This window comes from Colwellia sp. 6_MG-2023 (assembly GCF_030547765.1).
Lineage (GTDB): Bacteria > Pseudomonadota > Gammaproteobacteria > Enterobacterales > Alteromonadaceae > Colwellia.
Map to the genome: position 1 here is coordinate 141,736 of NZ_JAUOPP010000007.1, position 25,638 is coordinate 167,373.

The 25,638-nt window shown below is 37.5% G+C and carries 27 protein-coding genes and 1 riboswitch; all 27 genes read right to left on the minus strand.

Annotated elements, in window-relative coordinates; genetic code table 11:
- Position 1: 1 nt before the first annotated feature.
- Complete coding sequence (locus Q4503_RS06690) at positions 2-628, minus strand: FliH/SctL family protein (protein ID WP_215974164.1); 627 nt, start codon at positions 626-628, stop codon at positions 2-4.
- Complete coding sequence (locus Q4503_RS06695; RefSeq protein ID WP_303495283.1) at positions 628-1,680, minus strand: FliG C-terminal domain-containing protein; 1,053 nt, start codon at positions 1,678-1,680, stop codon at positions 628-630. The genes Q4503_RS06690 and Q4503_RS06695 overlap by 1 nt, the downstream gene beginning before the upstream one ends.
- Complete coding sequence (gene fliF / locus Q4503_RS06700) at positions 1,661-3,415, minus strand: flagellar basal-body MS-ring/collar protein FliF (RefSeq protein ID WP_303601779.1); 1,755 nt, start codon at positions 3,413-3,415, stop codon at positions 1,661-1,663. The genes Q4503_RS06695 and fliF overlap by 20 nt, the downstream gene beginning before the upstream one ends.
- A gap of 17 nt (positions 3,416-3,432) precedes the next feature.
- Positions 3,433-3,795: a flagellar hook-basal body complex protein FliE gene (locus tag Q4503_RS06705; protein ID WP_303601780.1), complete on the minus strand. Its 363-nt coding sequence runs from the start codon at positions 3,793-3,795 to the stop codon at positions 3,433-3,435.
- Positions 3,796-3,812: 17 nt separating this feature from the next.
- Positions 3,813-5,126, minus strand: coding sequence for a sigma-54 dependent transcriptional regulator (locus Q4503_RS06710; RefSeq protein ID WP_303601781.1), 1,314 nt, complete (start codon positions 5,124-5,126; stop codon positions 3,813-3,815).
- Positions 5,127-5,146: 20 nt separating this feature from the next.
- Positions 5,147-6,025: an OmpA family protein gene (locus tag Q4503_RS06715; RefSeq protein WP_215974160.1), complete on the minus strand. Its 879-nt coding sequence runs from the start codon at positions 6,023-6,025 to the stop codon at positions 5,147-5,149.
- A gap of 78 nt (positions 6,026-6,103) precedes the next feature.
- A riboswitch (cyclic di-GMP riboswitch) is annotated at positions 6,104-6,201 on the minus strand.
- A gap of 366 nt (positions 6,202-6,567) precedes the next feature.
- Positions 6,568-8,640 (minus strand): flagellar biosynthesis protein FlhA, encoded by a 2,073-nt coding sequence (gene flhA, locus Q4503_RS06720; RefSeq protein WP_215974159.1) that lies wholly within the window; start codon positions 8,638-8,640, stop codon positions 6,568-6,570.
- Positions 8,641-8,655: 15 nt separating this feature from the next.
- Positions 8,656-9,786 (minus strand): flagellar biosynthesis protein FlhB, encoded by a 1,131-nt coding sequence (gene flhB, locus Q4503_RS06725; protein WP_303601782.1) that lies wholly within the window; start codon positions 9,784-9,786, stop codon positions 8,656-8,658.
- Between the two features lie 3 nt (positions 9,787-9,789).
- A complete protein-coding gene (gene fliR / locus Q4503_RS06730) occupies positions 9,790-10,569 on the minus strand; it encodes a flagellar biosynthetic protein FliR (protein ID WP_215974157.1) in 780 nt (259 codons plus the stop codon).
- On the minus strand, positions 10,566-10,835 hold the full coding sequence (locus tag Q4503_RS06735; RefSeq protein WP_215974156.1) for a flagellar biosynthetic protein FliQ: 270 nt from the start codon (positions 10,833-10,835) through the stop codon (positions 10,566-10,568). Before Q4503_RS06735 ends, fliR begins: the two co-directional genes overlap by 4 nt.
- Complete coding sequence (fliP, locus tag Q4503_RS06740) at positions 10,832-11,584, minus strand: flagellar type III secretion system pore protein FliP (RefSeq protein ID WP_215974155.1); 753 nt, start codon at positions 11,582-11,584, stop codon at positions 10,832-10,834. The genes Q4503_RS06735 and fliP overlap by 4 nt, the downstream gene beginning before the upstream one ends.
- Before the next feature lie 4 nt (positions 11,585-11,588).
- Positions 11,589-11,918, minus strand: coding sequence for a FliM/FliN family flagellar motor switch protein (locus Q4503_RS06745; protein ID WP_215974154.1), 330 nt, complete (start codon positions 11,916-11,918; stop codon positions 11,589-11,591).
- 1 nt (position 11,919) lies between these two features.
- Positions 11,920-12,924 (minus strand): flagellar motor switch protein FliM, encoded by a 1,005-nt coding sequence (locus tag Q4503_RS06750; protein WP_303601783.1) that lies wholly within the window; start codon positions 12,922-12,924, stop codon positions 11,920-11,922.
- Positions 12,925-12,963: 39 nt separating this feature from the next.
- A complete protein-coding gene (locus Q4503_RS06755; protein ID WP_215974152.1) occupies positions 12,964-13,374 on the minus strand; it encodes a PilZ domain-containing protein in 411 nt (136 codons plus the stop codon).
- Positions 13,364-14,356, minus strand: coding sequence for a flagellar motor protein MotB (locus Q4503_RS06760; RefSeq protein WP_252727638.1), 993 nt, complete (start codon positions 14,354-14,356; stop codon positions 13,364-13,366). Before Q4503_RS06760 ends, Q4503_RS06755 begins: the two co-directional genes overlap by 11 nt.
- Complete coding sequence (gene motA / locus Q4503_RS06765; protein ID WP_215974151.1) at positions 14,356-15,219, minus strand: flagellar motor stator protein MotA; 864 nt, start codon at positions 15,217-15,219, stop codon at positions 14,356-14,358. The genes Q4503_RS06760 and motA overlap by 1 nt, the downstream gene beginning before the upstream one ends.
- 14 nt (positions 15,220-15,233) lie before the next feature.
- Positions 15,234-15,956: a FliA/WhiG family RNA polymerase sigma factor gene (locus Q4503_RS06770; RefSeq protein WP_215974150.1), complete on the minus strand. Its 723-nt coding sequence runs from the start codon at positions 15,954-15,956 to the stop codon at positions 15,234-15,236.
- Between the two features lie 8 nt (positions 15,957-15,964).
- Positions 15,965-16,402: a flagellar basal body-associated FliL family protein gene (locus Q4503_RS06775; protein WP_215974149.1), complete on the minus strand. Its 438-nt coding sequence runs from the start codon at positions 16,400-16,402 to the stop codon at positions 15,965-15,967.
- A 21-nt stretch (positions 16,403-16,423) separates the two neighbouring features.
- Positions 16,424-17,839, minus strand: coding sequence for a flagellar hook-length control protein FliK (locus Q4503_RS06780; RefSeq protein ID WP_303601784.1), 1,416 nt, complete (start codon positions 17,837-17,839; stop codon positions 16,424-16,426).
- Entirely contained in the window at positions 17,836-18,147 is a 312-nt protein-coding gene (locus Q4503_RS06785) for a hypothetical protein (protein ID WP_215974148.1), read from the minus strand. The genes Q4503_RS06780 and Q4503_RS06785 overlap by 4 nt, the downstream gene beginning before the upstream one ends.
- Before the next feature lie 449 nt (positions 18,148-18,596).
- The gene (gene fliS, locus Q4503_RS06790) at positions 18,597-18,989 is read right to left on the minus strand and encodes a flagellar export chaperone FliS (protein ID WP_215974147.1); all 393 of its coding nucleotides are present in this window, start codon (positions 18,987-18,989) and stop codon (positions 18,597-18,599) included.
- Between the two features lie 9 nt (positions 18,990-18,998).
- Positions 18,999-20,306 (minus strand): flagellar filament capping protein FliD, encoded by a 1,308-nt coding sequence (gene fliD, locus Q4503_RS06795; protein WP_303601785.1) that lies wholly within the window; start codon positions 20,304-20,306, stop codon positions 18,999-19,001.
- Between the two features lie 117 nt (positions 20,307-20,423).
- Positions 20,424-21,290 (minus strand): flagellin, encoded by an 867-nt coding sequence (locus Q4503_RS06800; RefSeq protein ID WP_303601786.1) that lies wholly within the window; start codon positions 21,288-21,290, stop codon positions 20,424-20,426.
- 265 nt (positions 21,291-21,555) lie between these two features.
- The gene (locus Q4503_RS06805; RefSeq protein ID WP_303601787.1) at positions 21,556-22,422 is read right to left on the minus strand and encodes a flagellin; all 867 of its coding nucleotides are present in this window, start codon (positions 22,420-22,422) and stop codon (positions 21,556-21,558) included.
- A 279-nt stretch (positions 22,423-22,701) separates the two neighbouring features.
- Positions 22,702-23,538 carry a flagellin gene (locus Q4503_RS06810; RefSeq protein WP_303601788.1) on the minus strand — a complete coding sequence of 279 codons (837 nt, stop codon included), beginning with the start codon at positions 23,536-23,538 and terminating at the stop codon, positions 22,702-22,704.
- Between the two features lie 278 nt (positions 23,539-23,816).
- Positions 23,817-24,680: a flagellin gene (locus Q4503_RS06815; protein ID WP_303601789.1), complete on the minus strand. Its 864-nt coding sequence runs from the start codon at positions 24,678-24,680 to the stop codon at positions 23,817-23,819.
- 286 nt (positions 24,681-24,966) lie between these two features.
- The coding region (locus Q4503_RS06820) for a flagellin (RefSeq protein ID WP_303601790.1) at positions 24,967-25,638 on the minus strand (672 nt) is incomplete at its 5' end.

Genomic DNA, 25,638 nt, shown 5'->3' on the forward strand with positions numbered 1-25,638 from the left:
ATTAATCATCACTCAATAGTGCTGTAGTTGCTTCATTTAGCAAGGCATCTAAGCGTTGCGAGAATGATAAACTATGTGTTTGCTGATCAGCAATTAGTTGAACATCACCTTGGGAGAGTTGTTCATCAAACGTAACTTGTGTAGTAAGCACCTCTAATGCAGCACCATCAAGCCAGTCTTTATCTGCTGATGAAAAAACAACCTCTTTGATCTTATCCCGTCCAGCTAATAACTCTATAGCTTGCTGAACAAGCACAATCATGCGCTGAGGCTGTATTTTTAGCTCACAATCTAAAACCGTTTTGGTGACTTTAGTAATTAAAACACATAACTCTTTAATAACGTCATCTGATTGTAAGTTAATATTTTTTTCAGACTGTTCAAATAGATCATTAAAGCGCAAAAGTAATGTTTGCTTATGCTCATCTATCTGCTCTTTAATTAAAGTTTCAACACGCTCATTCACTTCCTGAGCCATTTTTTCTTTTTGTTCCTCAATACTTTGACGAATTCCTTCATCAAAGCCTTTTTGCCAACCAAACTCTTCCGCCTGCTTTAAGCGTTGATGTAAGCTTTGCTGTTGATCGGTTTTTGTTAGCGTAGGAAATCGAAACGGTTCACTCATCATTAACCAGCCGTTTCTTCTTGGTAGAGTCTATAATCAACTTCACCTTTTTTGCTCATATCTCGTATTATGTTCATAATTTCCCGTCTAGCGGCTTCAACTTTGCTAACAGGTTGCGCCGATAAATTTTCGATTTGCTGTGTATATACTTGCGCCAAACGCTTAGGTAACGAGCTTAGTAGACGTTCCATAAAATCAGGTTTCGACCCTTTTAATGCCATGGTCCAAAGTTCATCTGGGATATCATTTAACAGTTGAGATAATATTTCGTCTGACTGTAAAGTTAGACTACTAAAGTCATACATACGCTCTTGAATCGCATCAGCAACATTATTATCGTGCTTTTTCATTACCGAGATAATATGACTCTTATTACCACTGTATCGACTCATAATTTCAGCTACTTTATCAACACCATTGACCTGTGCACCAACTTGACAACCAACAAATTCAATACACGCTTCAATTGTCAAACGAATATCGTCCATTACATGTTCGCTTACTTCGCGTAAACTTGCTATTCGATACAATAAATCATCATGTTTTGGCTCTGGAAATAGTGATATAACAGCCGCCGCTTGCTCTGGCGGTAAAAAAGCCAAAAATAGTGCCTGCATTTGTACATGTTCTTGCTCTAAAAAGCGCATAATAAGTTCGGCAGGCACCCATTCCAAACGACGTAAATCATCATTCATAGCCCCACCGTAAATATCATCAAGCATTCCTCGAGCAAGACGTCGACCTACAGCCTTATCTAAAGCACGTTCTAGGTATGCACGAGAAGCACCATTTACACCGCTTTCGTTACGATAACAATCAAAAAAGTGAGTCAGTGTATTAGCAACATCATTTTTAGTAATATTTGATATTTTTGCCATACGCTCTGAAATAGCTTTAACTTCACGTCGACCTAATTTACGTATCACACTTGCCGCATTTTCTTCACCCATACTGAGTAATAAAATAGCGGCACGGTCTAGCGCTGGTATTGATATAGCGGCACGGTCTGGACCCGGTACCGATATATCTATACCATCATGATTTTCCTGATTCACTTTCAACCCCTTGCTCTACCCAATATTTAATGACTGATGTCACACGCTCAGTTTCACGGCTAGCCAATAATTGCATATGCGCAATTTGCTCTTCGAAATCACTACCGACTTTAGGTAATGCAATAGTAGAGTTAGTATTAGTATTAGCGTTTGCGTTAGCGCCAGCAGTGTTATTTTCTTCAGTTGTACTTTTCTCAAGTGCGTCATCCAACGGTGTACTTTGACGCTCAAAAGGATGCTCTGAGCTAGCGCCATTAACTTGATTTTCAACAAGAGTTGCAGCAGGTGCAGTAATATTTTTACCTTTAATTAAATGGTTAACAAGCGGACGAACACCAAATAAAATAAGTACTAAGCTTATTAATAAACCGAAAATATAACGCGCATATTCTCTAACTTCAGGCATCTGCCACCACTGTAAACCTTCGCCAGGCGCGAGTACTTTTGCCTCAACAAAAGCGAAACTAGTAATATTGAATTGATCACCACGCTCTAAATTATATCCTGTTGCGGTTTTAACCATTTGACCTAAAGCATCAAGGTTTGCTTGTTGCCAGCCCTCTTCAGAGCCTGATGCAGCCTCGTTTACCAGCACAGACAGACTCATATTAGTTAAACGACCAACTTCGTAACGCGTATGTGTTACAGAGCGACCATTTTCATATTCACGACTGCTCTCACTGCGCTCAGAGATTCGTTCATTATTGTCTTCTTCCCCATCAGCCTCAGGTAATGGTGGTTGATTCGCAAGTGCTCCCGGTATACCACCGGCAAATTGGTCTTCCGTTGAGTCTGATTTTAATCGCTCTTGCTTAAGAACATTTTGCGGGTCAACGGCTTCTTTCGTTTCTTCAACAACACTAAAATCAACTTCTGTTGAAACCTGAATTCGATAGTTACCTTCACCTAAAATAGGTAATAGCATGATCGATGCTCGTTGCTCGATATTACGCTCCACTTTTTCAATAAAAGCGAGTTTCTTATCTGTCTCTTTACCGATGGGAGTACTATCATATAAATTACCACTAAGTAACTCACCACGTTGATCAACAACAGAAACAGAACGTGGATCTAGCCCAGGTACACTGCCAATCACTAACGAGATGATAGCCTCTACATGTTCAGCTTTGAGCTCATGTCCTGGTGCTAAATCAACCATCACCGATGCCGCAGTTTTTTGCTCATTACGACCAACAAATAATGTACGTTTAGGAATAGCTAAATGGACACGGGCATTACGTACTCCTTGCATATTAATAATGGTACGAGCAAGCTCTCCTTCAAGCGCATGTTGATATTGCATTGATTCAATAAATTGACTAGTACCCATTGATACTTTACTGCCAATATTTTCAATACCTTCAGGCATAGAAGCTTTAATACCTCTTGCTGCTAAAGTGATACGAGCGTCAGCAAGTTTTTCTTGAGGTACCAAGATATTGCCGCTATCCGTATCTATTCGAAAGGTAATTTCTTCTTTATCTAAAATTTCAAGAATATTTGCTTTATCATAACTTTCTTGATTGCCGTATAAAGGCACATAATTTTTTGCGGAAGTCCATAAAATAATAACAATAGTAGCTGCAACTAAGGTGGCTAACAATGCAATTGTTGCTACATTCTTCTCACCATGACTCGCTGCTGTACTGATTTTATTGGAAAAGTTAACCACTTTTTCGCGCAAGTTCACTTCATTACGTGGCTGTGAGTCAGCTTTTGTTAGTTCACCTTTCATACTTTAATACTTTCCCATTACAGTGACATGCGCATGACATCATCAACGCCATTTAACACTTTGTTTCGAATTTCCATTAACATAGAAAAACTTAAGCTAGCTTTTTGACTCGCAACCATTGCACCGACAACGTCATCACTACGTCCAGTATCTACAGCAGCCATCATTTGACCTGAAATATTTTGCTGCTCATTAATAGAGCGCACAACTGATTTAAAATCTCCGCTAATAGAATCACTTCTCCCATAAAACTGAGTATTAATTTCAGTAGACATAATTCTATCTGCAGTAATATCAGCAGGCATAATGCGATCGCTCGCAATTTGCTGCATATCAGTCATTTTACTCAGCATTAACCTTTGGCTTTCAATTGGTGACATTTTTAAATTCCTTACATTTAAGCTATTGCATCTATATCAATGCCATTTTCACGCATGGCAGCAAGTTTGTATCTAAGTGCACGAGTACTTACACCTAGTGCCTCTGCAGTCTGTTTTCGGTGTCCCTTAAAGCGACCTAATAAATCATATATATAATCAAATTCCGCTTGTTTTTTATTGTTTTTTAACTGGTTAGCACAAATATTTGCTGCTTTTTGAAAACAATGCGGTAAATTTAAATCACCGACTTGGATCTCTACCCCTCTAGCCATGACAATCGCTCGTTGAATTACGTTTTCTAACTCTCGAACATTACCTGGCCAGTTATAACAAAGTAAAATATCTTCGGCTTGTGGACTAAAACTAAATTTATCTGAGCCATACTTAGTAATAAAATGCTGTGCTAGTGGGAGTATATCTTCAGAGCGTTCTCTAAGCGTTGGACAACTAAGGGGGAGTACATCTAAACGATAAAACAAATCTTCTCTAAATAAGCCTTTTTCTACTTGTTCTCGCAGTGGTTTATTACAAGAAGCTATTATCCTAATATCGAGCTTAATACGTTGGTGACTACCTAATCTCTCAACTTCTCGCTCTTGAATAACTCTTAATAACTTAGCTTGTAGCTCTAATGGTAACTCAGAAATTTCATCTAATAAAATCGTACCACCGTTTGCTAATTCAAACTTACCAACTTGATTACTCGTAGCACCTGTGAATGCTCCTTTGTTATAGCCAAATAACATTGACTCAAGCATATTTTCTGGAATCGCGGCACAGTTAATAGCCACAAAAGGCTGGCTTGCACGAGCAGACGCTTTATGAATAAAATGCGCCAACTTCTCCTTACCTGTTCCTGATTCCCCCATAATTAATACACTTGCATTCGTCTGCCCTGCGCGGTTAGCTAAGCGTAGTAATTGTTGAGATTTATTAGAAACAGCAATTAAACCTTCGGCTCCTTGCTTCATAGAATCAGCGTTACGGATAGTTAATTTCAGCTGTTCAGGAAAAAAAGGTTTAAGTAAAAAGTCAACTGCGCCGCCTTTAGTTAACGATAAGGAAGCAAGCTCACTTTGAGACGAATCAACAAGGGATATAATTTGTCCATGTTGACAAGTTCTACGAATGAGTATTACTAAGTCTACCAGCGACATTTGGTCATTATCAGCATCAATAAAAATCAACTGAGGCTTTAGGTCTAAACAGTAGCTAATTGCATCAGGTAGTGAATTAGTATGCAATAGTTTAAAGTTTTCACCACTTACAGCGCTTTCAATTTCTTGACTAGGCTTTGTATGTGCAAACCACAATAGGTATTTTTGATCCATTATTTTCTCCTTGCCCGAAATCAATTTGAGCGTCTAAATAAACGAACTAATACTCGTCTATTTGAAGATTTCCCAAGAATGGTACTATTGTTAGCAACAGGGTAACGCTGACCGTGCGCGCGTACTTCTAACATACTTTCTGGTAAGCCAAATTCGACTAAGCGAGCCGCAACATCATCAGCACGTTCTTTCGAAAGCAGTCTATTTGCTAGTGGTGAACCAACATCATCGGTATGACCATCTATCATCACTTTTTCAACGCTAGGATCTAATGCTATAAAGCGCGCTAAATCTTTTAAAAAAGTAATATCTGCTTGTTTTCTTACTATGCGTTCACCTAGTTCAAATTCAAATTCATGATCTCGTGCTTGATCCCACGATAATGGAGAAAGTTGGTGACGACAATCTTGATACTTTGAAATGACATTATCGCTAAAGGTATTTGCAAACGTTAGACGTAGTTCTTCATCACCAAAACCAACAATAGCATCGAGCCAAAAACCTTGTTTAATAGCTCGTAGTAACGAGGCGATTCCTGAATAAAAATAGACTTGCTGCTGTTCTATTTCAGATGAATTAAACATTATTTTAGGGGGTATTGTTTGTGCTGATTGCCAATCTGCTCGACGTGTAAAAACTTGCACATTGGTAATTTCACGATCAGTTAATAACCATCGAAGACTCAAGTTTTGAGGCTCTCCTGCTCTCGAGGTTACACTCAACTCTGCATATTCATCAATGGTTTGTGATAACTGACAAAAAAAAGAATCACCACTAACTTGCCAAGTGCTGTTTTCATAGGTTTGTTGAATATTACGCTCGGCATTACTGTACTGCGTAAATAATAAGGTGTAAAAAAAGAGAATAAAAATACAAAATTGACGGAAACAATTTAACATTTATGTACCTGTTCCTTGTAAAATATTAGCAATAAGCGGAACATCACATATAAGATGAGATGAAAAGTGCCGCTAAGTTAATGTAACTCCACGATCTTGACTTAATATTATTTTTATTAAGCTTTAGACTGGCAGTTTTGCGTCCTATTCTTTCAAATAGTTTGCTAGTTAATTTTCTTAGTTTATTCCTACCCGATTCCATAAAAAATAGTTATTAATTACTATTTCGATTTATTCATTATAAGTAACCGCAACTGAATTGCAATCACCCATTATCAAATATACATACATAATTCGCATTTACTTCATATTTAATTAGGAATTAATACGTTGTAAATAAAAGCTTTTTAATAAATTTAATTAAGCAAGTATTACTTTTTAACAAATAACACATGAAGACACAACCAAAACGATACTGTAAAAGTGTGACAACTAAGTGCATGCTAAAAAATAAATGCTAAAAAAACAAAACAAGTACTAATTTACTATATTTGAGCGCAGTTATTAAAGCAAAAGGTTTTCCCCAAAATATAATAACGATGCTAACCTAAGGAGCCAATAATATTCACCCTCACATTATCTGGCACTTCATTATAAGATAATACACTTAAGCTGCCTTTAGTAAACGAACGAGCATAACGTGCTAATAAAGGCCTTAACTGAGGAATCACTATAAGTACAGGGGTAATCCCTTTACTTTTCATATCATCCATAATAGCTGGCATAGTACGTTGAAATTGACCAAGTAAATTAGGATCCACCGGGAAGCTATCTAATGCGACTTTGCCTGACTGCATTGCTTGGTCAAGAGAACTTTGCATCGTTTGTTCGAGTTTTTCATCTAAGCTATATACGGCTAGTTCATCTCGCTCACCCATCACTTGTTTAACCAACACTCGCTGCAGCGCGCAACGAACATCAGAAGTAAGTAAAATAGGATCCTTTGTCACTTCAACACTATCAATGAGAGTACCAGCAATTGTTACTATATCACCTAACGCAACATGTTCACGTAAAAGTAAGCGCATCACTTTAAGTTGTAAATTGATCGGTAATGCTTTTTCAAGCGCTTCAGCTAGACCTGGTGAAATCTCTTTCAAACGTTCATTGAGGCGTTGGATATCCTCATAGCCAAATAATTCATCTAAATGCTCTTTAATAACTTTACCAGTATGAGTCGCAATAACAGTGCCCAAATCAACAACTGAATACCCCATATTTAAAGCTTTAGCTTTCGCCTCTTCTGGTATCCACACTGCTTCTAAGCCATAAGCAGGGTCCGTTGTTAATTCACCATCTAGCTGCCCATATACATCCCCCGTATTTAACGCTAACAATTGTTTAGCATTTAGCTGCGACGAAGCGACTGCTATACCAGCAAGTTTAATTTTATACTCTTGTGGGTTTAATCTCAGGTTATCTTTAATTCTTATTTCTGGCAGTAAAAAGCCTAATTGTTCCGATAAATTTTTACGAACACCTCGTAATGTCTTTACAAGTTCTTCACCTTTACCTTTATCAGCAAGGTAGACCAGTCGAAAGCCTAACTCAACAGATAACTGTTCAACATGAGGTATGTCGTTCCATTTTAGTGCAGTCTGCTCATTGGATATTGACTCGGTAATACTTTCAGCTTCTATTAAACCATCATCTGGTGATGACTTTTCTAAACGCCAAGCAGCATATAATAAGGGTAAACCAAAGCTCACAAAAGCAAGCATTGGCATACCTGGCACAACACCTAAAATCAGCATTACTAGTGCAGCGGTAAAAATAACGCGAGGTGAGGCTAATAGTTGCGATCCAACAGTTTCACTAATATCACCGGCATCATTCATTCTGGTAACAATAATTGCCGCAGCCACAGCAAGTAATAATGAAGGAATTTGTGCTACAAGGCCATCACCAATGGTTAATAATGCAAAGCGTTGAAATGCTTCAGCCATACTCAAATCATGCTGAAAAACACCGATGCAGACACCACCAAGTAAATTAATAACTAAAATAATGAGTCCTGCAATCGCGTCACCACGAACAAACTTTGAAGCACCATCCATAGAGCCATAAAAATCAGCTTCTTGCGCAATGGTATTACGTCGCTCTTTAGCTTGTTCAGGACCGATCAAGCCGGCATTTAAATCTGCATCAATTGCCATTTGCTTGCCAGGCATAGCATCTAAGGTAAATCGAGCAGCAACTTCAGATATTCGCTCTCCACCTTTCGTAATAACTACAAAGTTGATAATCATTAGTATAATAAATACAACAATACCAACAACATAGTTACCGCCAATAACCACTTCACCAAAAGCTTGGATTACACGACCAGCAACATCTGAACCTTCATGACCATGGAGTAAAACTACACGGGTTGACGCAATATTAAGTGTCAACCTCATTAAGGTCGCCACTAATAAAATCGTTGGAAAAACAGAGAAATCGAGTGGTCTTTTACTCGAAACAGCAACTAATAACACAATAACAGAAAGCACGATATTAAAAGTAAATAGCGTATCTAATAGCCAGGCAGGTAAAGGCAATATAACCATAGATAAAATGGCTAAAAGTAATACAGGTATCGCTGTATAAGGTCGAGTAAGGCTACGCCAGTTCAATGTAATACTCCACAGTTATGGTTTCTGCAAATTTGCAGGGATTTTAAGTTTAGGTAATGGGGCTGGGGCTTGTCCACGTCCCTGTTTATAGGCTTTTAATTGCATAACATACGTTAAAACATAGGCAACGGCAGTATAAAGTCCTCTTGGTACCTCTTGATCAATACGAGTTGAAAAATAAACAGCTCGTGCAAGCGCAGGTAATGCGATAATTTCTTTATTGTGATTACGGGCGACCTCGCGAATCCGTAAAGCCATCTCATCCATCCCTTTAGCAACAACGTAGGGTGCTTTTGCTTTATCTTCACTATAGCGAATGGCAACAGCATAATGGGTTGGATTGGTAATAATGACATCAGCATTAGGCACTCGTTCTTCTATTTTTCGGTTAGCTTGTTGATACTGAATTTGCCTAATTCGATTCTTTATTTCAGGGCTACCATCTGATGACTTTCTTTCTTCTTTTACTTCTTGATGAGTCATTTTTATTTTACTTAGCGTTTGATGCTGCTGAATAGGTACATCAATAGCTGCAACAATTAGTAATAATGTTACGGTAATAATCATTGCTAGAAATAATAACTCTATACCATGAGAAATAGCTACATAGAGATCTTGGCTTTGTAAAGCCACTAGTTGCCCCCACAATTGCGTCAAAAAAGTATACAAACAAATACTAAGCAAAGTTATTTTGACAATTGATTTGAGTAACTCTATTAATGTCTGTTTACCAAACATTTTTCCTAAACCTTTTAGCGGGTTAAGTTTACTAAATTTAGGAGCGACTAAGCTCATAGAAAACACAAATCCGCCGGGTAAAATACCCGTAATCCACATAGCGACAAACCCTAAAAGTAAATAAGGTACTAATGTAGAAAGCATATCTAAAATTGCATTACCTAACGCTATAGGCATTAATTTTTTATTATCCAGAATACTATGATCTAACATCATAGTGTTATGCATTATCTCTAACAATAAACTATAAAACATATCTGCAAAAAAAAGTAAGCCCGCGATACTAATCATTAACAAGATAGCGGTATTCAATTCTTTAGAGCGCGCAACTTGACCATCTTTACGCGCTTTTTTCAAGCGCTTTTCGGAGGGCTGCTCTGTTTTTTCTTGTGAACTATCTTCAGACATTACTTATCCCATAGCCTCAGAAAAAACAGACAATACATGGTAGGTCAGATTTGAAAAAGCACCACCAGTATATGTTAATGTCATAAATACACAAAAGAAGCCCATTAACAAAGCCATTGGAAAACCTAATACAAAAATATTTAACGAAGGTGCTGCTCTACTAGCAACACCAAAGGTTAAATTAACTAATAACATTGCAATTACACCAGGTAAAGATAACAACAAGGTAGAAGCAAAGAGCCAAGCAAACAAATTAAGGATTGCACGAATATCAACCTCATAAATACTTGTTCCTATCGGCCATACCGTAAAACTTTGTGTCATTACATGCAACGTTATTAAATGCCCATCAGCAGCAAAAAAAAGCAACGCCGCCATCAACCAAAATATCTGGCCTAATAACGCGACCTGACTACCACTGCCGGGATCCATAACCAGTGCCATGGATAACCCCATTTGCATTGACAGTACCAAGCCCACTAAAGACATAACTTCAAACAGAATACGTAACGAAAGCCCCATCAATACGCCAAATATGACCTGCTCAACGGTTAATAATACAGCATCAAAAGAGAAAATATCAATTGCCGGAGCCAATGGTAATTGTGGCGCAATTAAAAAAGACAACATCATTGATAGTAGAATTCTAGATCTAGGTGTTACCACTGGGCTATCAAAAATAGGCATAGACCAAAGTAATGCTGAAAAACGCACAAATGGCCACCACATGGTACCCATCCAGCTCACAATATCTCCACTAGTAAGCTCAATTAATGAATTCAACCAAGTGTTCCTGGAATCATAAATTTCAAATTATCAAACCATTCCAACATTGTCCGTACCAGCCAGTGCCCGGTAAAGACTATCATCAAAAGGGTTAGTATCATTCGCGGTAAAAAGGTCAGCGTTTGTTCCTGAATAGAGGTAGCACCTTGAATAACGGCGACTATAATGCCAAGAATTAAACCAGGTACAATTAACACTAAAATCATTTCGATAATAGTATAAATTGCACTTGCTACAAGCTCCATTGCCATTTCAGGGGTCATGGTAACATTCCAAAAGTTGCAGCTAGCGTTCCAGCCAACATTGACCAACCATCCGCTAACACAAAGATCATTAATTTAAAGGGTAGGCTAATAATCAACGGTGATAACATCATCATCCCCATTGACATCAAGATACTAGCAACCACCAAATCTATAATCAAAAATGGAATAAATAACATAAAACCTATTTGAAAGGCTGTTGTTAACTCACTTAACACAAACGCTGGCATAAGCACTTCAAAAGGTATTTCTTGTGCGCTCAATGTCGTAGGTTCGTTGGCAATAAGTAATACCTGATGCAATTCACTTTCACGCGTTTGTTTAAGCATAAATGCTCGAAGTGGTACTTCAGCCTTAAGTAACGCTTCTTCAAGGCCAATGGTTTCTTCTTGAAATGGTTTATAGGCATTATGATACACATCTTGCCAAACAGGTCGCATTATTAACACAGTAAGCATCAGCGCAATCCCAATCAATACACGATTAGGCGGACTTTGCTGTAACCCCATAGCTTGGCGCAAAATAGCTAATACAATAATAATGCGAGTAAACGAAGTGAGTACCATTAGTAATGCAGGAATTAAACTCAACAGAGTCATTACTAATAGAATTTGTAACTTTACGTTATAATCTTGACCTTCCTCTGTTGACTTCAAAGAAAATAACGTTAATTCTTGCGCATTTAACCAACCAGGCAATAGCAAAGTCAATAACAAAAAGCCTATTTTAATGTATGCGCTTTTGCTCATTGCTTTATGATTCCTGTGTAGATGATTCTTCGTCGTTGATAAACTTTAAACCATATTGACCATCAACCATAACCACTTCAGCTTGAGCAAAACAAACGCCGTTAACTTTAACATCTAAAGGTTGCCCCGCTTCTTTATCTAAGCGAAGTACATCCCCTTGTTTAGCTTGACTTAACTCACCTAAGGTAATTTCTGTGCTGGCCACTTCTAATGTAATCGTTAAAGGTACACCTTCAAATAAAGACATATTATTGTCTTGCTTATTATCAACTAACTCATTGTCGATATCATCTAAATCTAAGGCATCTAATGCAGCATCTAAATTGTCATTCATACTATAATTCACTCTTTTCTGGTATATCAGTAACTTGAAATGTCAGATTTGCATCTTGCTCTGCAACCTGTCCTTTTAAAAATGTTGTTTTACCAAGCTTAAATAGTGCTGGAGTATTTAATTCAATTGGTAAAATAGCGCCATTCATACACGCTTTTAATTGTTTTAGTGTCACTCTTTTTGAAGCCATTTCAACACGGCCTTTTACTATAAATTTATGGCTACAAGCCATAGATAATGGCTGAGCATCCTTGTTTTGAGCATTTGTTAATTTTGAAGTATTAAAAAAGCTAACAGGTAACCAAATAAACCAACTAACTACCTCTTCTTCAAGAATAAGTCTCACTTTAAATGCTAAGTGATTTAATGAATTAGGAATAGCTTCATCTTTACAAATTTCTGCAGCAAGGCTACCACGTTCTTTAAATAATAAATATTGTATGCCTTGTATTTGCCTTTGTAATAGACGCCCACAAATTCGTGCTTCGGTCGCACTAAGTTCAGACTTTGGCTTATCGACTGATTCTAAATTACTATCTTGAGCTAAATTCTCATCTGACGCTAATTTTTCATCTTGAACTGAGTTATCATCTGATTCTGACTTGTCATCTTGGGTTGAGCTATCAACTGGCGCTTTTTTATTTACCGAGTTTAGCACGCCACCGAGACATAAATCAGCCATCCGATGAGCACTTTGATAATCGAACGACAAATAAGTATCTTCATCCTCTGGCACAAAAGAAGCACTTTTCACAAACACCCTAGGCGCTTCATTAAACCAACTATAGATAGCTGTATACGAACAAGGGGTTACCTCTATAGAGAAGCTACTATCATTAAAGAGTTTCGCTAGCTCAATTTCTAACACCTTATTTAAATTTACATTTGCAGCAGATTTAACCGCTGCTTCGTGAATTCTTTGTTCTAAAGTCAAAGGCAGCACTGCAAATTTACTCGCTTGTTCAGCTTTAATAAGCTTACTTTTTGACGGGGATAAAATTTTCATTGCTATCGCTTTCCAATTAAAAATGTAAATACATTCATGTTATTTTTCTTGCTTAGATAAAGCCTGCAAGTTTGCGACTAAATCCATTCGTTCTTGCTCGTTCTTTGTTGCCCATTCAAGTCCAACAAATTTCAACTGCTCATTAATGCTTTTGCTGTACTTAACCAAACCAGTAAAACTCTCTATTTGGTTAAAAGCAACAACTACTCTTTTTGGTAATTTTTTTTCGGCCGGAACCAATAACCCTGCACCACCAACACTGACATTTTTAATAACCCCTTGACAAATTTGATAACCAAATAGCCAAGGATGCTTTAATTTAACCGCAATACCACTTCGTTGTATTGCCAACGACAAATGCTCATCTTTATGATTTAAATACCAACGTTTATATAGGCGTTGGTTTTCTTTTTCCCACTCTTGTTCTGTTATCTTATTGTCATTCATCATTGCTTTCCAAGCGCATCACTGGCTTATTTGCTGTCGCCGCGCTCGCTGACTGTTTAATAGGATTTTGCACATTATCGTCGGCAAAAAGATCGTTAATTTTCTTTTCTGCATCAGATGTAAGCACGAGTAACTCAACCCTTCTATTCTCACTTGCTGTTTTATCTTTCTTGTTCAATAGGCGATTTGAAGAAAATGAATTAACTTGCATTACTCTCGAAGCTGGCATACCACCCGCAGCCATAATTTTTCTAGCTTGTTGTGCTCGTTCAGCTGAAAGCTCCCAATTGGTATAGGTTTGTCCTTTAAATGGGCTTGCATCACTATGCCCTGATATTATAATTTTATTGTTAATATCTTTGAACATACCACCCAGATACAAGAACAAATCCTCAAAAAAAGGTGACATTGTTTTTTGTGAAGGAGCAAACATCGTATGATTGTCATCATCCTTAATAATGATTCTCAAGCCTGAAGGTACCTCTTCAACTAATATATTATTATTTAATAGCTCTTCCTTCGAAAGCTCTTCAAAACTTTTTAATAACAAACTTAATTCTGATGAAGCAGCAAATTCGCTATCAATAGCCGAATTCAATTTATCTCCATTACCTGCAAGTGGTTCTTTATCTCCTTCCGGAACTTGAAGGTATTCACTTATACCTGGCAGAGGATTATCTGGTGGTAGACGATTTGAGGCTTGATTATCAATAATTGAGGGCGACCCCCCTAAATCGATAGGAAAAGGACTATTGCCCTGCTTAAAAAAAGATGGACTGCCATCAAACACTGAATGAGTACGCATATAATGCGCAATTTTTTTACGCTCTGCATCATTAGTAATAGCTAAAATCCAAAGCACCATAAAAAAAGCCATCATTGCTAACGTAAAATCAGCAAACGCAACTTTCCAGGCTCCGCCATGTTTACCATGACCTTTATTACGACGGCCACGCTTTATTACAATCAGTTCAGAATTTGACATTATGCTGCTCGGTTATTAATCCATTGTTCCATGGTTGTAAAGCTAGGCTTAATTTCTTCATTGATAAGCTTACGTCCAGAATCAATAGCAACAATAGCAACATGTCCTTTAGCGTGCGCAACCAACATAGCTCTAACACATTCTAACAATGCCATTTGTTTTTTTACATACGAGGCCATCGCTGTAGATAGAGGCGCCATTAAACAATAACAGGCAAAAATACCAATAAAAGTACCAACCAATGCCGCAGCAACATGGTAACCGATCTCACTCATTGGGCCATCAAGATGTTGCATAGTAATAATAATCCCGCCAACCGCTGCCAAAATACCAAAACCAGGCATAGCTTCAGCAATATCACCTAGTGCATGTGATGGTTTTAGTTTTTGCTCTTCAATGGTATAAATTTCTTGCTCTAATATTGCATCAAAATCATGAGAATTAATTTTACCCATACTGTAAAGTCTAAAGTTATCACAGATAAAGGTTACTAATTGTGGAAACTCGGCCACTTTAGGATAAGCGAGAAATATCGAGCTTGTTTCACTATTCTCTACATGGTCATCCAATGCCTTGATGCCTTTACTTTGAACTAAGTCAAGCAATGAGTACATTACCATGAGTATGTCGTGATAAAGATCTGTTGTATGACTGTTTTTATTACTAAATAATTGATACTTTAGCTGTGATAACATTTCGAGCAATACAAACTTTGAGTTACCCACAATTAACGCTCCTATACCAGCGCCAAATATAATTAAAAATTCCGCAGGCTGCCACATTGTGGCTAGATTCCCACCGGCGAATGCAAAACCACCTAATACGGTACCAAGCACCACCAGTAAACCTATCAATCGTTGCATATTTGCTTCCTCGGTTATTCGCTATGTTTGAGTTTTCGGGTTAAGGCAACTAATGCCTCTTTATGAAGTTGACACACTCTCGCTTCAGTAAGTTCAAGGGTCAAAGCTATTTCTTTCATATTCATTTCATAGGTGTAATAAAGCTGTAGTAACAGTTTATTTCGCGCCGGCAGTGTTGCCATAGCGGCTTGTAATTCCATTGCTGATTCAGCTTTTGACAGTGTATCATCTGTAGGCGAGCAATATTGTCCACCATCATCAAGTAAACTTTCTAAGCTATCCATCGCTTCTGCTTGGGTAATATAATGAAGTTCTAGCAATTCATCAGGGCTTACCTTTAATGCCGCGCACAGCTCACTATCATTTGGCTCTCTGCCAAGCCTCTTCACTAAGGCTCTTGTACAATCTCTTAATTTATGGGATTTTTGTCTTAACTGTCTAGGTCGCCAATCAACACGCCTAAACTCATCCAGCATCGCACCACGAATACATTTGAACGCATAAGCCGCAAATTTTTCATCTACATCACGCCCATAACGACGTATAGATGAAAGTAAGGCAACCAAACCAATCTGTTGAATATCATCGACATCAACAATGACACCAAGTTGAGTGCGCATATGAGCACCTGCACGCTTAACTAAATAAGCATACTTTGCTAATAATTCACTTTCTTTTTCTGCAGTCAAGGTGCTATTTTCACTGACTTGTTCAGACCATTCCGTTTGAACTAACATGCTTTTCCTTACTGGATAAAAACATTAGTTATAATAACATTACTTAACTCGAGGTCCGATTTCGTCTTTAATACCGAGTTAAATTTCTCCAACAGTGTTTTTTGCATTTGTTCTATATCGGTAAACTCACTTTTCACATGGTCTCGATCTAAGTTCACAAACCTTTTTACTAATTCATTACGCAAAAGTGGCGCATAAGTTTCTGCAGTAATTGAGCTTTGTCCATCAGCAGGAATCGCTAGACTTAAATCTAATACTAAATAGCGAGTCAAATTTTCATCGTTAATACTTATAATAAAACGTTCCATAGCAAAGTACTGCTCGGTTGCGCTTACCACTTCTCCTTTGCTTTGCTCTTCTGAGTCTTGACTATCTAACAATTTACCTGCAAAAAAAGCACCTGCAAGTAACACCACTACAATAATTCCTATAACGACTTTATTCACTTATCCATACTCCAACTATTCTTAAACTAATCGATTCAACCAATCTCTGGCACTATTTTCTGTTGTTTTTAAAGTAGCTTCTTCTTCAATAGCTGTATTTTCAGCTATATCCATTTCAGATGTATCCCCTGAATTATCGGATTGTTGCTGTTTTTCCCCTACATCAACTTCAACGGTAACATCACCAGCTTGTGATAGTGAATGTCGTAACTGATCCAGTGTTTGTTGCATAGCTTCACGTATTTGTGCATTACCTGCAACTAAGTGAACTGTCGTTTTATCTCCTTCCACACTAATGGCAATTTCAATACTACCTAACTGCGGCGGATCTAAGCGTATTTGTGCTCTTTGTATTTGTTGGCCTATTTGTAAGCTCACTTTATCATTAAGAACATGTAGTAAACGTTGCCCCCACTCATTTGTGTTACTCGTTAATTGCTCTTTACGCCATTGTTGACTCACAGTTTGAGTCTCTGCTGTGGATCCAAAAGCAGGTTTTGAAAGGGTATGTTCACGATTTTCAACACTACTTAAAACTTGCTGGATTAATCCTTTTTGAAAATCTTTTTCATCATTTAATACTACCGACGAAGCCAATGTATTAATAGCATCAGCCGTTGTAGACTTATGATTTATATTACTTACACCACTGTTACTTGATGAATTCTCAGATAAAAGTCGCGTAGCTAAATATTGGTCTTGTACTGTATTATTAACTCCCGAAGGTTTCACTAATAACTCACTCTGTTGGCTACTTGAGAGCAACTTATCTGCTTGTATCAACGGCTTTATAATATCGGGGTTTGTGGTAGCGTTTGCTGCGTCATTAATAACGGTTGAAGCTGGTTGAATAGTCGTTGACAGTGGCAGTACGTCATTGCCATCTAACTTACTCATTGTATTTATTTGAGTAACTATTGGATCCACTAACTTAGCATCACTAGCTTTGGCTCCATTTTCAACCGGAGATATTGACGTTATGTTTGACAAAGAAGAGGTTAGATTATTTGACACCGATGCCTGTACAATAAGATCTTCTGACAACGTTATCGGTTGTGTTTTAAAGCTCTGCGCTCTAGGGTTTTGAATAAATGCTTGTAATTCATTCGGCGTATCTTTATTTGTACTATCTAGTTGTTCATTATCAAGCAAGACATCACTCGCTTCTAGACTCTGATCATCTACCAAAATATCAGGCAATACAAATACCAATGCTTCTTCCGCATCATCATATGTTTGACTAGGATCAGTAGAGTGCTCCGATGGCTTGGAGTCCAACGACTTCGATGTTGTCGCTAACGTAGCTGTAGCTGCATTCAGGTCAGCAGTATTTGTGTTCGCTGATGAATTTGAACTTTGCGAAGAATTTGCCTTGATTTGGCTATCACCTAAAACGTCTTGTTGCGCTATAGTTTGTGTGCGTAGTTGAACCGTCATTGCCCAATGCTCTCTGTCAATTGTTTATAAGCTAGTATTCCATCACTATCTGTTTGGTGACGTTGCATTTTTTTACTCATATCTTCTTTTTGAGCATTAATCAGTTGTATTTTTTTTTCATAATCTCGTTTTAATGAGACTAATTTGGGTTCAAAAGATGTAAACCAAGAAGCTTCTTTGATTCCATTAATTAAGGACATCAATTGACGATCAGCCTCACGAATCTTATGCCAATTACCTTTTTCAATGGATTCTGCCATATACAATAAAAGTGATTGTATTTTTTGTTCAGCCTGCAACTGATTCATAAATAATTGTTCCGCTCAAAACCACAATGACAACACTTCTGTCGATACCAAATTTATTTAATTCATTAATATTGCAAAAAACACACCAACTGTCAAGTAACTGAAATACAAGAAATAATCTTACTTTGATTCAAACTCTGCGGAAGCGGAACTTCCGCATAACGGAAGTAAATGGAAGAGAATTTACCCATTTATTATTTAACTGAATTCAACTTAATAAACATCTCTCTAGCAACCACTTTCCTGACTTCATCGTCAAATTCACTTATACAAGATGAGCTATTGAGACTCTACTTGCTTTACTGACTTTTTATATAAAATAGAAAAACTATCATTCTTTATTTTATTAATGTACATATTCATCTATTTGATCAGAACAATTCAGTACTCTTAAAAATAAAAAACCAGTTGCGATGCAACTGGTTTATAAAAACATATTTCTTAGGTAATTATGCTACCTGTGAACCTAATCCTTTCCAACCTTCTTGTAGATTAGTCATGACAGTACGAACAGAATCAATATAGCTTAAATCATTTTTTAAACTTGCTTGTAAAAGTGATTGTCCACAGTGTTCATATAAATTTCGCATATTAACGGCTACTTCACTACCTGACTCTAAATCAAGTGAGGCTTCTAACCCCCCCAAAATACGCATCATTTTTTCAATACTTTGCGCTTTTTTATCATAGCGCTTTTGATTAATATGGCCAGTGACACTCTCTAATTCATCTAAAAAACCATCAAACAGCATCAACACTAACTTATGAATATCTGCACCGGCAGCACGACCGTCAATAGAGGTGCTTTTATAAGCCGAAAAGCCGTCATTTATGTCTAACATTATTAATCCTTAACCAAATTGACCCATTGTAGATTCTAATTGTGCAATAGTCTGCTGCATTTGTGTAAATTGTGATAAATAACGTTGATATACTTGCTCCATTGAGAATTCATGGCTTTCTTGTTGTCTAGTAATAATATCTAAACTAGCTTGCAAGGTATCTTTTTTATCAGTAATTAAGCCGTAGCTTTTTGTATAAGGTTCTATTCTTTTTTCTAATTTCGACATTATGCCATTATCGCCGGTAAGCATCTTAGTCAACAAATCAGGATCAGAAATCAATGCATCTTCTAATCTATCACTATTTATTTGTAAATTACCACTACGATCAAATTCGATCCCTACCGAATAAAGTGTTTTACCTTCGAATGTACCCTGAAAATCATTACGTAATGAACGCGCTAGACTACTTGCTAAGTTATCTCTTTTTAAATCATCGTTCGTTGTTATACTGCTTGATAAATTGTTAAACGCATCTACAAAACCTTGAATATTACTCTTGGTATTTTCTACATCTTGCCCAACCGAAACGTGCGCTGGACTATCTCCGGCTGCTTGTACTTTCGTTAGGTTAAGCGTTACCCCTTCAATAACAGTATCAAGTGTATTGGTTGAAGAGGTAATTGTAATAGCAGACGTTGCCCCTAACTTAATGATAGAGTCTTGTGCTGCGGTAAGCTCGGTTTGCCCAGTGATAGCGCTAGCTATATTACCACCATTGATATCAGGAGCAATTGCAGCAGGTGTAAAGCTAATCGCTATTTGATTTGCAGCACCCGACTCTTCACTAGTCATAACTAAGAATGTTTCAGTGCCTGAACGTATAACACTTGCTTTAGCACCTTTATTATCAACATGCGAATTAATAGCAGTGGCTAAATCACTTAACGAAGCGCCTGCTGCAAGTGTTGATAAATCAACACTGAACGAATCACCTGCTAAATCAATATTTAATTCGCCATTAGTACTTAAGGGTAAAGTGGTATCAAAACTAAGTGCCACTTGGTGTGCTTGTGCTAATTGTTCAACAAAAACATCATACTCACCTGGTGATGCACTACCTGTCGTTGTAATATTAAGCGCAGCTTCATCAGTCACAGTAGCTGAATTTGCTAAAAAGCTGCTATCGCTATCAAGATTATCTGACAAACTATCATAAAAGCTGGTTAATGTGCTTTTTAAACTATCAAATGCACTTATTTTACTAGAAAATTCATAACTTTTATTACTCAACAACTGATCTTTTGAAGCACGTTCAATTTGTGTATATTGACTAGCCAAATTAGCTGGGTCAATACTTAATGCTGATAAAGACATTTTATTCTCCAAGTATTTATTTTAATAAATAAAAACTCAAATGAATTTTTATTTATTAAAATAGCTATATTACCAATAGCTATTTTAATTTGTAACATCAATTAGTACATTAAACTATTAACGAAGTAATGAACCAATCATTTGTGTTGTGCTGTTCGCCGTACTCAATACTGAAATACCTGAGTTCATTAACAACTGCTGCTTAGTCATGTTAGACGTTTCTGCCGCAAAATCAGCATCCATTAACGTAGATGACGCAGCTTGCGTATTCTCTTTCATGTTAGTTACGTTCGTCATGGTGTGCTCAAGACGATTCATTGACGCACCTAACGCTGAACGAGCACCACCAACACCTGCAATCAACGTATCAATTAGCGCTAAATGAGCTTGCGCCTCAGCTACAGATGCAAAACCACCTGTAGTTAGACCTTGAATATCATCAATATTTTTAGCCACACCTGTAGTGGCATCCAAGGATCCTGAGATATCAACCGTTAGCGTTTCAGCAGTGCTTGAGCCTACTTGAAATTTAACACCAGCAGCATCAGCAAATTTATTCCCCGTACCCTCTAGTAATAAGGTACCACCAAATGAAGTGTTTTTCATAATGCTATCAAGCTCTGAAGTCAAGGCTGTATATTCTGCACTTTGCGCAGCCCATTCAGTAGCGCCATTCGCGTCACTAGCACCTTGTGTTGCAAGCTCTTTCATACGGTATGCAATGTTAGTCATCTCATCAAACGCGCCTTCCGCTGTTTGCATCATCGACATCGCATTATTACCATTATAAATACCAGCTTCTTGACCTTTTACTTGCGCATTTAAACGTGAAGCAATTTGTAAACCTGCTGCATCATCTTTTGCTGAGTTTATACGAAAACCAGAGCCTAAACGCTCTAGCGCCGTAGATAAACTATCGTTACTACGACCTAATTGGTTTTGAATTGACATTGATGCCATATTTGATTGAATTGATAAAGCCATAAGATTTCCTTCTGGGTTAATTCGTTTATCGCTATAATTCGGCAATAAACATCATCTACTTTATATATATAGCGACTATTAAATTTATAAAATTAAACTTTTTTTCATTTTTAATGCATTATTTAAAATAATATAATTACAAAGCTTGAAATTGAGCAGAAAGAAAAGCTGATCTTGGTAGTATTAGCGACAGAATAGACTAAAAAAATGGCCATACCCAAAGGGTATAGCCATTGATATAAACTTACGTATTTATTGCAAAAAATTAGTTAAGTAATGAACCAATCATTTGTGTTGTGCTGTTCGCTGTACTCAATACCGAAATACCTGAGTTCATTAACAATTGCTGCTTAGTCATGTTAGACGTTTCTGCCGCAAAATCAGCATCCATTAACGTAGACGACGCAGCTTGCGTATTCTCTTTCATGTTAGTTACGTTCGTCATGGTATGCTCAAGACGATTCATTGACGCACCTAACGCTGATCGTGCACTACCAATACCTGAAATCAAGGTATCTACAAGCGCCAAATGCGCTTGTGCTTCTGTTACATCAGTGAACGTACCAGTTGTACCACCAGCGGCAATATCTACAAGAGCCTCACCAACTGAACCTGCAGTCGCAGCATCTAAAGATGCAGAGATATTCACTGTTAATGTTTCAGCAGTGCTTGAGCCAACCTGAAATTTCACATCACCAGCTTCAAATTTGCCACCAGCTAATAACGCTGTCCCACCAAAATTAGTATTATTCATTATACTATTAAGCTCAGCGGTCAAGGCAACATACTCCGCACTTTGTGCAGCCCATTCAGTAGTGCCATTCGCGTCACTAGCACCTTGTGTTGCAAGCTCCTTCATACGGTATGCAATGTTAGTCATTTCATCAAACGCACCTTCCGCTGTTTGCATCATTGACATCGCATTATTACCGTTATAAATACCGGCTTCTTGACCTTTTACTTGTGCATTTAAACGTGAAGCAATTTGTAAACCTGCTGCATCATCTTTTGCTGAGTTTATACGAAAACCAGAGCCTAAACGCTCTAGCGCCGTAGATAAACTATCGTTACTACGACCTAATTGGTTTTGAATTGACATTGATGCCATATTCGATTGAATTGATAAAGCCATGAGATTTCCTTCTGGGTTAATTCGTTTATCGCTATAACACGACAATAAACATCAGCTACTAATTTATTTATAAGCGACTATTAAATTTATAAAATTAAACTTTTTTTCATTTTCAATGCATTATTTAAAATAATATAATTACAAAGCTTGAAATTGAGCAGAAAGAAAAGCTGTTCTTCTGTCTGATCTTGGTAGTATTAGCAAGAGAATAGACTAAAAAAATGGCCATACCCAAAGGGTATAGCCATTGATATAAACTTACGTATTTATTGCAAAAAATTAGTTAAGTAATGAACCAATCATTTGAGTTGTGCTGTTCGCTGTACTCAATACCGAAATACCTGAGTTCATTAACAATTGCTGCTTAGTCATGTTAGACGTTTCAGCCGCAAAGTCAGCATCCATTAACGTAGATGACGCAGCTTGCGTATTCTCTTTCATGTTAGTTACGTTCGTCATGGTATGCTCAAGACGATTCATTGATGCACCTAGTGATGAACGAGCCGTACCGATATTTTCAATTATTGTGTCTATTTTACCTAATTCAGTTTGCGCTGTAGTTACGTTAGTAAAAGCTGCTGCTGCCGCAACGTTTGTCGTTACTGTAGCTAATGTAGTAGAAATATCTACATCAAGTTTTTCAGCTGTTGATGAACCTACTTGAAAAGTAAGTGAGCCCGCACCAAACTTACCAGCAGCACTTAATAATTCAGTGCCACCAAATGAGGTATTTGACATTATACTGGTTAACTCACTTTGCAAAGCTGTATATTCAGCACTTTGCGCAGCCCATTCAGTAGTACCATTCGCGTCACTAGCACCTTGTGTTGCAAGCTCTTTCATACGGTATGCAATATTAGTCATTTCATCAAACGCGCCTTCCGCTGTTTGCATCATCGACATCGCATTATTGCCGTTATAAATACCGGCTTCTTGACCTCTTACTTGTGCATTTAAACGTGAAGCAATTTGTAAACCTGCTGCATCATCTTTTGCTGAGTTTATACGAAAACCAGAGCCTAAACGCTCTAGTGCCGTAGATAAACTATCGTTACTACGACCTAATTGGTTTTGAATTGACATTGATGCCATATTCGATTGAATTGATAAAGCCATGAGATTTCCTTTTGGGTTAATTCGTTTATCGCTATAACTCGACAATAAACATCAGCTACTTTATATATATAGCGACTATTAAGTTTATAAAATTAAACTTTTTTTCATTTTTAATGCATTATTAAAAATAATATAATTACCAGGCTTGATATTTAGCAGAAAGATAAAGCTGTTCTTCTGTCTGTTCTTGGTGGTATTAGCGACAGAATAGACTAAAAAAATGGCCATACCCAAAGGGTATAGCCATTGATATAAACTTACGTATTTATTGCAAAAAATTAGTTAAGTAATGAACCAATCATTTGTGTTGTGCTGTTCGCTGTACTCAATACCGAAATACCTGAGTTCATTAACAATTGCTGCTTAGTCATGTTAGACGTTTCAGCCGCAAAGTCAGCATCCATTAACGTAGATGACGCAGCTTGCGTATTCTCTTTCATGTTAGTTACGTTCGTCATGGTATGCTCAAGACGATTCATTGATGCACCTAACGCTGAGCGCGCACTGCCAATTCCTGCAATTAAAGTATCAACTAGTGCTAAATGAGCTTGCGCTTCACCCACATTTTCAAATGTACCTGCAGTACCACCTGATGCTTCAATACCATCAATCGCTGCATCTACTGAACCAGCCGATCCATCAAATGCAGCAGTTATATCAACCTCTAATGTTTCAGCGGTGCTTGAGCCTACTTGAAATTTAACTGCAGCATCAAATTTACCGCCATCAAGTAACTTAGTTCCACCAAAAGACGTATTATCCACAATACTATTAAGCTCAGCAGTCAAAGCAGCATATTCTGCACTTTGCGCAGCCCATTCAGTAGCGCCATTCGCGTCACTAGCACCTTGTGTTGCAAGCTCTTTCATACGGTATGCAATGTTAGTCATCTCATCAAACGCGCCTTCCGCTGTTTGCATCATCGACATCGCATTATTACCATTATAAATACCAGCTTCTTGACCTTTTACTTGCGCATTTAAACGTGAAGCAATTTGTAAACCTGCTGCATCATCTTTTGCTGAGTTTATACGAAAACCAGAGCCTAAACGCTCTAGCGCCGTAGATAAACTATCGTTACTACGACCTAATTGGTTTTGAATTGACATTGATGCCATATTTGATTGAATTGATAAAGCCATGAGATTTCCTTCTGGGTTAATTCGTTTATCGCTATAATTCGGCAATAAACATCAGCTACTTTATTTATATAGCGACTATTAAATTTATAAAATTAAACTTTTTTTCATTTTTAATGCATTATTTAAAATAATATAATTACAAAGCTTGAAATTGAGCAGAAAGAAAAGCTGTCTTTCTGTCTGAGCTTGGTAGTATTAGCGACAGAATAGACTAAATAGACTAAAAAAATGGCCATACCCAAAGAGTATAGCCATTGATATAAACTTACGTATTTATTGCAAAAAATTAGTTAAGTAATGAACCAATCATTTGTGTTGTGCTGTTCGCTGTACTCAATACCGAAATACCTGAGTTCATTAACAATTGCTGCTTAGTCATGTTAGACGTTTCAGCCGCAAAGTCAGCATCCATTAACGTAGATGACGCAGCTTGCGTATTCTCTTTCATGTTAGTTACGTTCGTCATGGTATGCTCAAGACGATTCATTGATGCACCTAACGCTGAGCGAGCGGTACCAACAGAACTGATAATAGTATCAACTAAAGCAAGTTGTGCCTGAGCATCAGCAACATTAGAGAAGGTACCAGCAGTTGTTGTCGTACCTGTTGCAGCTCTAGTAGATGAAGATGTCATTGCTGTTTTAACTGCCGCTAAATCAGTTGAAATATTTACGGTAAGTGTTTCCGCTGCACTTGACCCAACTTGAAATTTCACGCCAGCAGCCGCACCAAATTTATCAGCAGTATCTAATAAGTCAGTTCCACCAAAAGAAGTATTTTCCATAATACTCGTTAGCTCTGCTGATAACGCTGCAAACTCAGCACTTTGGGCTAACCATTCACTATCACCATTAGCGTCACTCGCACCTTGTGTTGCAAGTTCTTTCATACGGTATGCAATGTTAGTCATCTCATCAAACGCGCCTTCCGCTGTTTGCATCATTGACATAGCATTATT

Excerpts from the sequence above, each read along its gene's own strand:
- Q4503_RS06690 (WP_215974164.1), bottom strand. The coding sequence starts at position 628 with ATGATGAGTGAACCGTTTCGATTTCCTACGCTAACAAAAACCGATCAA.
- fliF (WP_303601779.1), bottom strand. The coding sequence starts at position 3,415 with ATGAAAGGTGAACTAACAAAAGCTGACTCACAGCCACGTAATGAAGTG.
- Q4503_RS06705 (WP_303601780.1), bottom strand. The coding sequence starts at position 3,795 with ATGTCACCAATTGAAAGCCAAAGGTTAATGCTGAGTAAAATGACTGAT.
- Q4503_RS06710 (WP_303601781.1), bottom strand. The coding sequence starts at position 5,126 with ATGGATCAAAAATACCTATTGTGGTTTGCACATACAAAGCCTAGTCAA.
- Q4503_RS06715 (WP_215974160.1), bottom strand. The coding sequence starts at position 6,025 with ATGTTAAATTGTTTCCGTCAATTTTGTATTTTTATTCTCTTTTTTTAC.
- flhB (WP_303601782.1), bottom strand. The coding sequence starts at position 9,786 with ATGTCTGAAGATAGTTCACAAGAAAAAACAGAGCAGCCCTCCGAAAAG.
- Q4503_RS06735 (WP_215974156.1), bottom strand. The coding sequence starts at position 10,835 with ATGACCCCTGAAATGGCAATGGAGCTTGTAGCAAGTGCAATTTATACT.
- fliP (WP_215974155.1), bottom strand. The coding sequence starts at position 11,584 with ATGAGCAAAAGCGCATACATTAAAATAGGCTTTTTGTTATTGACTTTG.
- Q4503_RS06745 (WP_215974154.1), bottom strand. The coding sequence starts at position 11,918 with ATGAATGACAATTTAGATGCTGCATTAGATGCCTTAGATTTAGATGAT.
- Q4503_RS06750 (WP_303601783.1), bottom strand. The coding sequence starts at position 12,924 with ATGAAAATTTTATCCCCGTCAAAAAGTAAGCTTATTAAAGCTGAACAA.
- Q4503_RS06755 (WP_215974152.1), bottom strand. The coding sequence starts at position 13,374 with ATGATGAATGACAATAAGATAACAGAACAAGAGTGGGAAAAAGAAAAC.
- Q4503_RS06760 (WP_252727638.1), bottom strand. The coding sequence starts at position 14,356 with ATGTCAAATTCTGAACTGATTGTAATAAAGCGTGGCCGTCGTAATAAA.
- motA (WP_215974151.1), bottom strand. The coding sequence starts at position 15,219 with ATGCAACGATTGATAGGTTTACTGGTGGTGCTTGGTACCGTATTAGGT.
- Q4503_RS06770 (WP_215974150.1), bottom strand. The coding sequence starts at position 15,956 with ATGTTAGTTCAAACGGAATGGTCTGAACAAGTCAGTGAAAATAGCACC.
- Q4503_RS06780 (WP_303601784.1), bottom strand. The coding sequence starts at position 17,839 with ATGACGGTTCAACTACGCACACAAACTATAGCGCAACAAGACGTTTTA.
- Q4503_RS06785 (WP_215974148.1), bottom strand. The coding sequence starts at position 18,147 with ATGAATCAGTTGCAGGCTGAACAAAAAATACAATCACTTTTATTGTAT.
- fliS (WP_215974147.1), bottom strand. The coding sequence starts at position 18,989 with ATGTTAGACATAAATGACGGCTTTTCGGCTTATAAAAGCACCTCTATT.
- fliD (WP_303601785.1), bottom strand. The coding sequence starts at position 20,306 with ATGTCTTTATCAGCATTAAGTATTGACCCAGCTAATTTGGCTAGTCAA.
- Q4503_RS06800 (WP_303601786.1), bottom strand. The coding sequence starts at position 21,290 with ATGGCTTTATCAATTCAATCAAATATGGCATCAATGTCAATTCAAAAC.
- Q4503_RS06805 (WP_303601787.1), bottom strand. The coding sequence starts at position 22,422 with ATGGCTTTATCAATTCAATCGAATATGGCATCAATGTCAATTCAAAAC.
- Q4503_RS06810 (WP_303601788.1), bottom strand. The coding sequence starts at position 23,538 with ATGGCTTTATCAATTCAATCGAATATGGCATCAATGTCAATTCAAAAC.
- Q4503_RS06815 (WP_303601789.1), bottom strand. The coding sequence starts at position 24,680 with ATGGCTTTATCAATTCAATCAAATATGGCATCAATGTCAATTCAAAAC.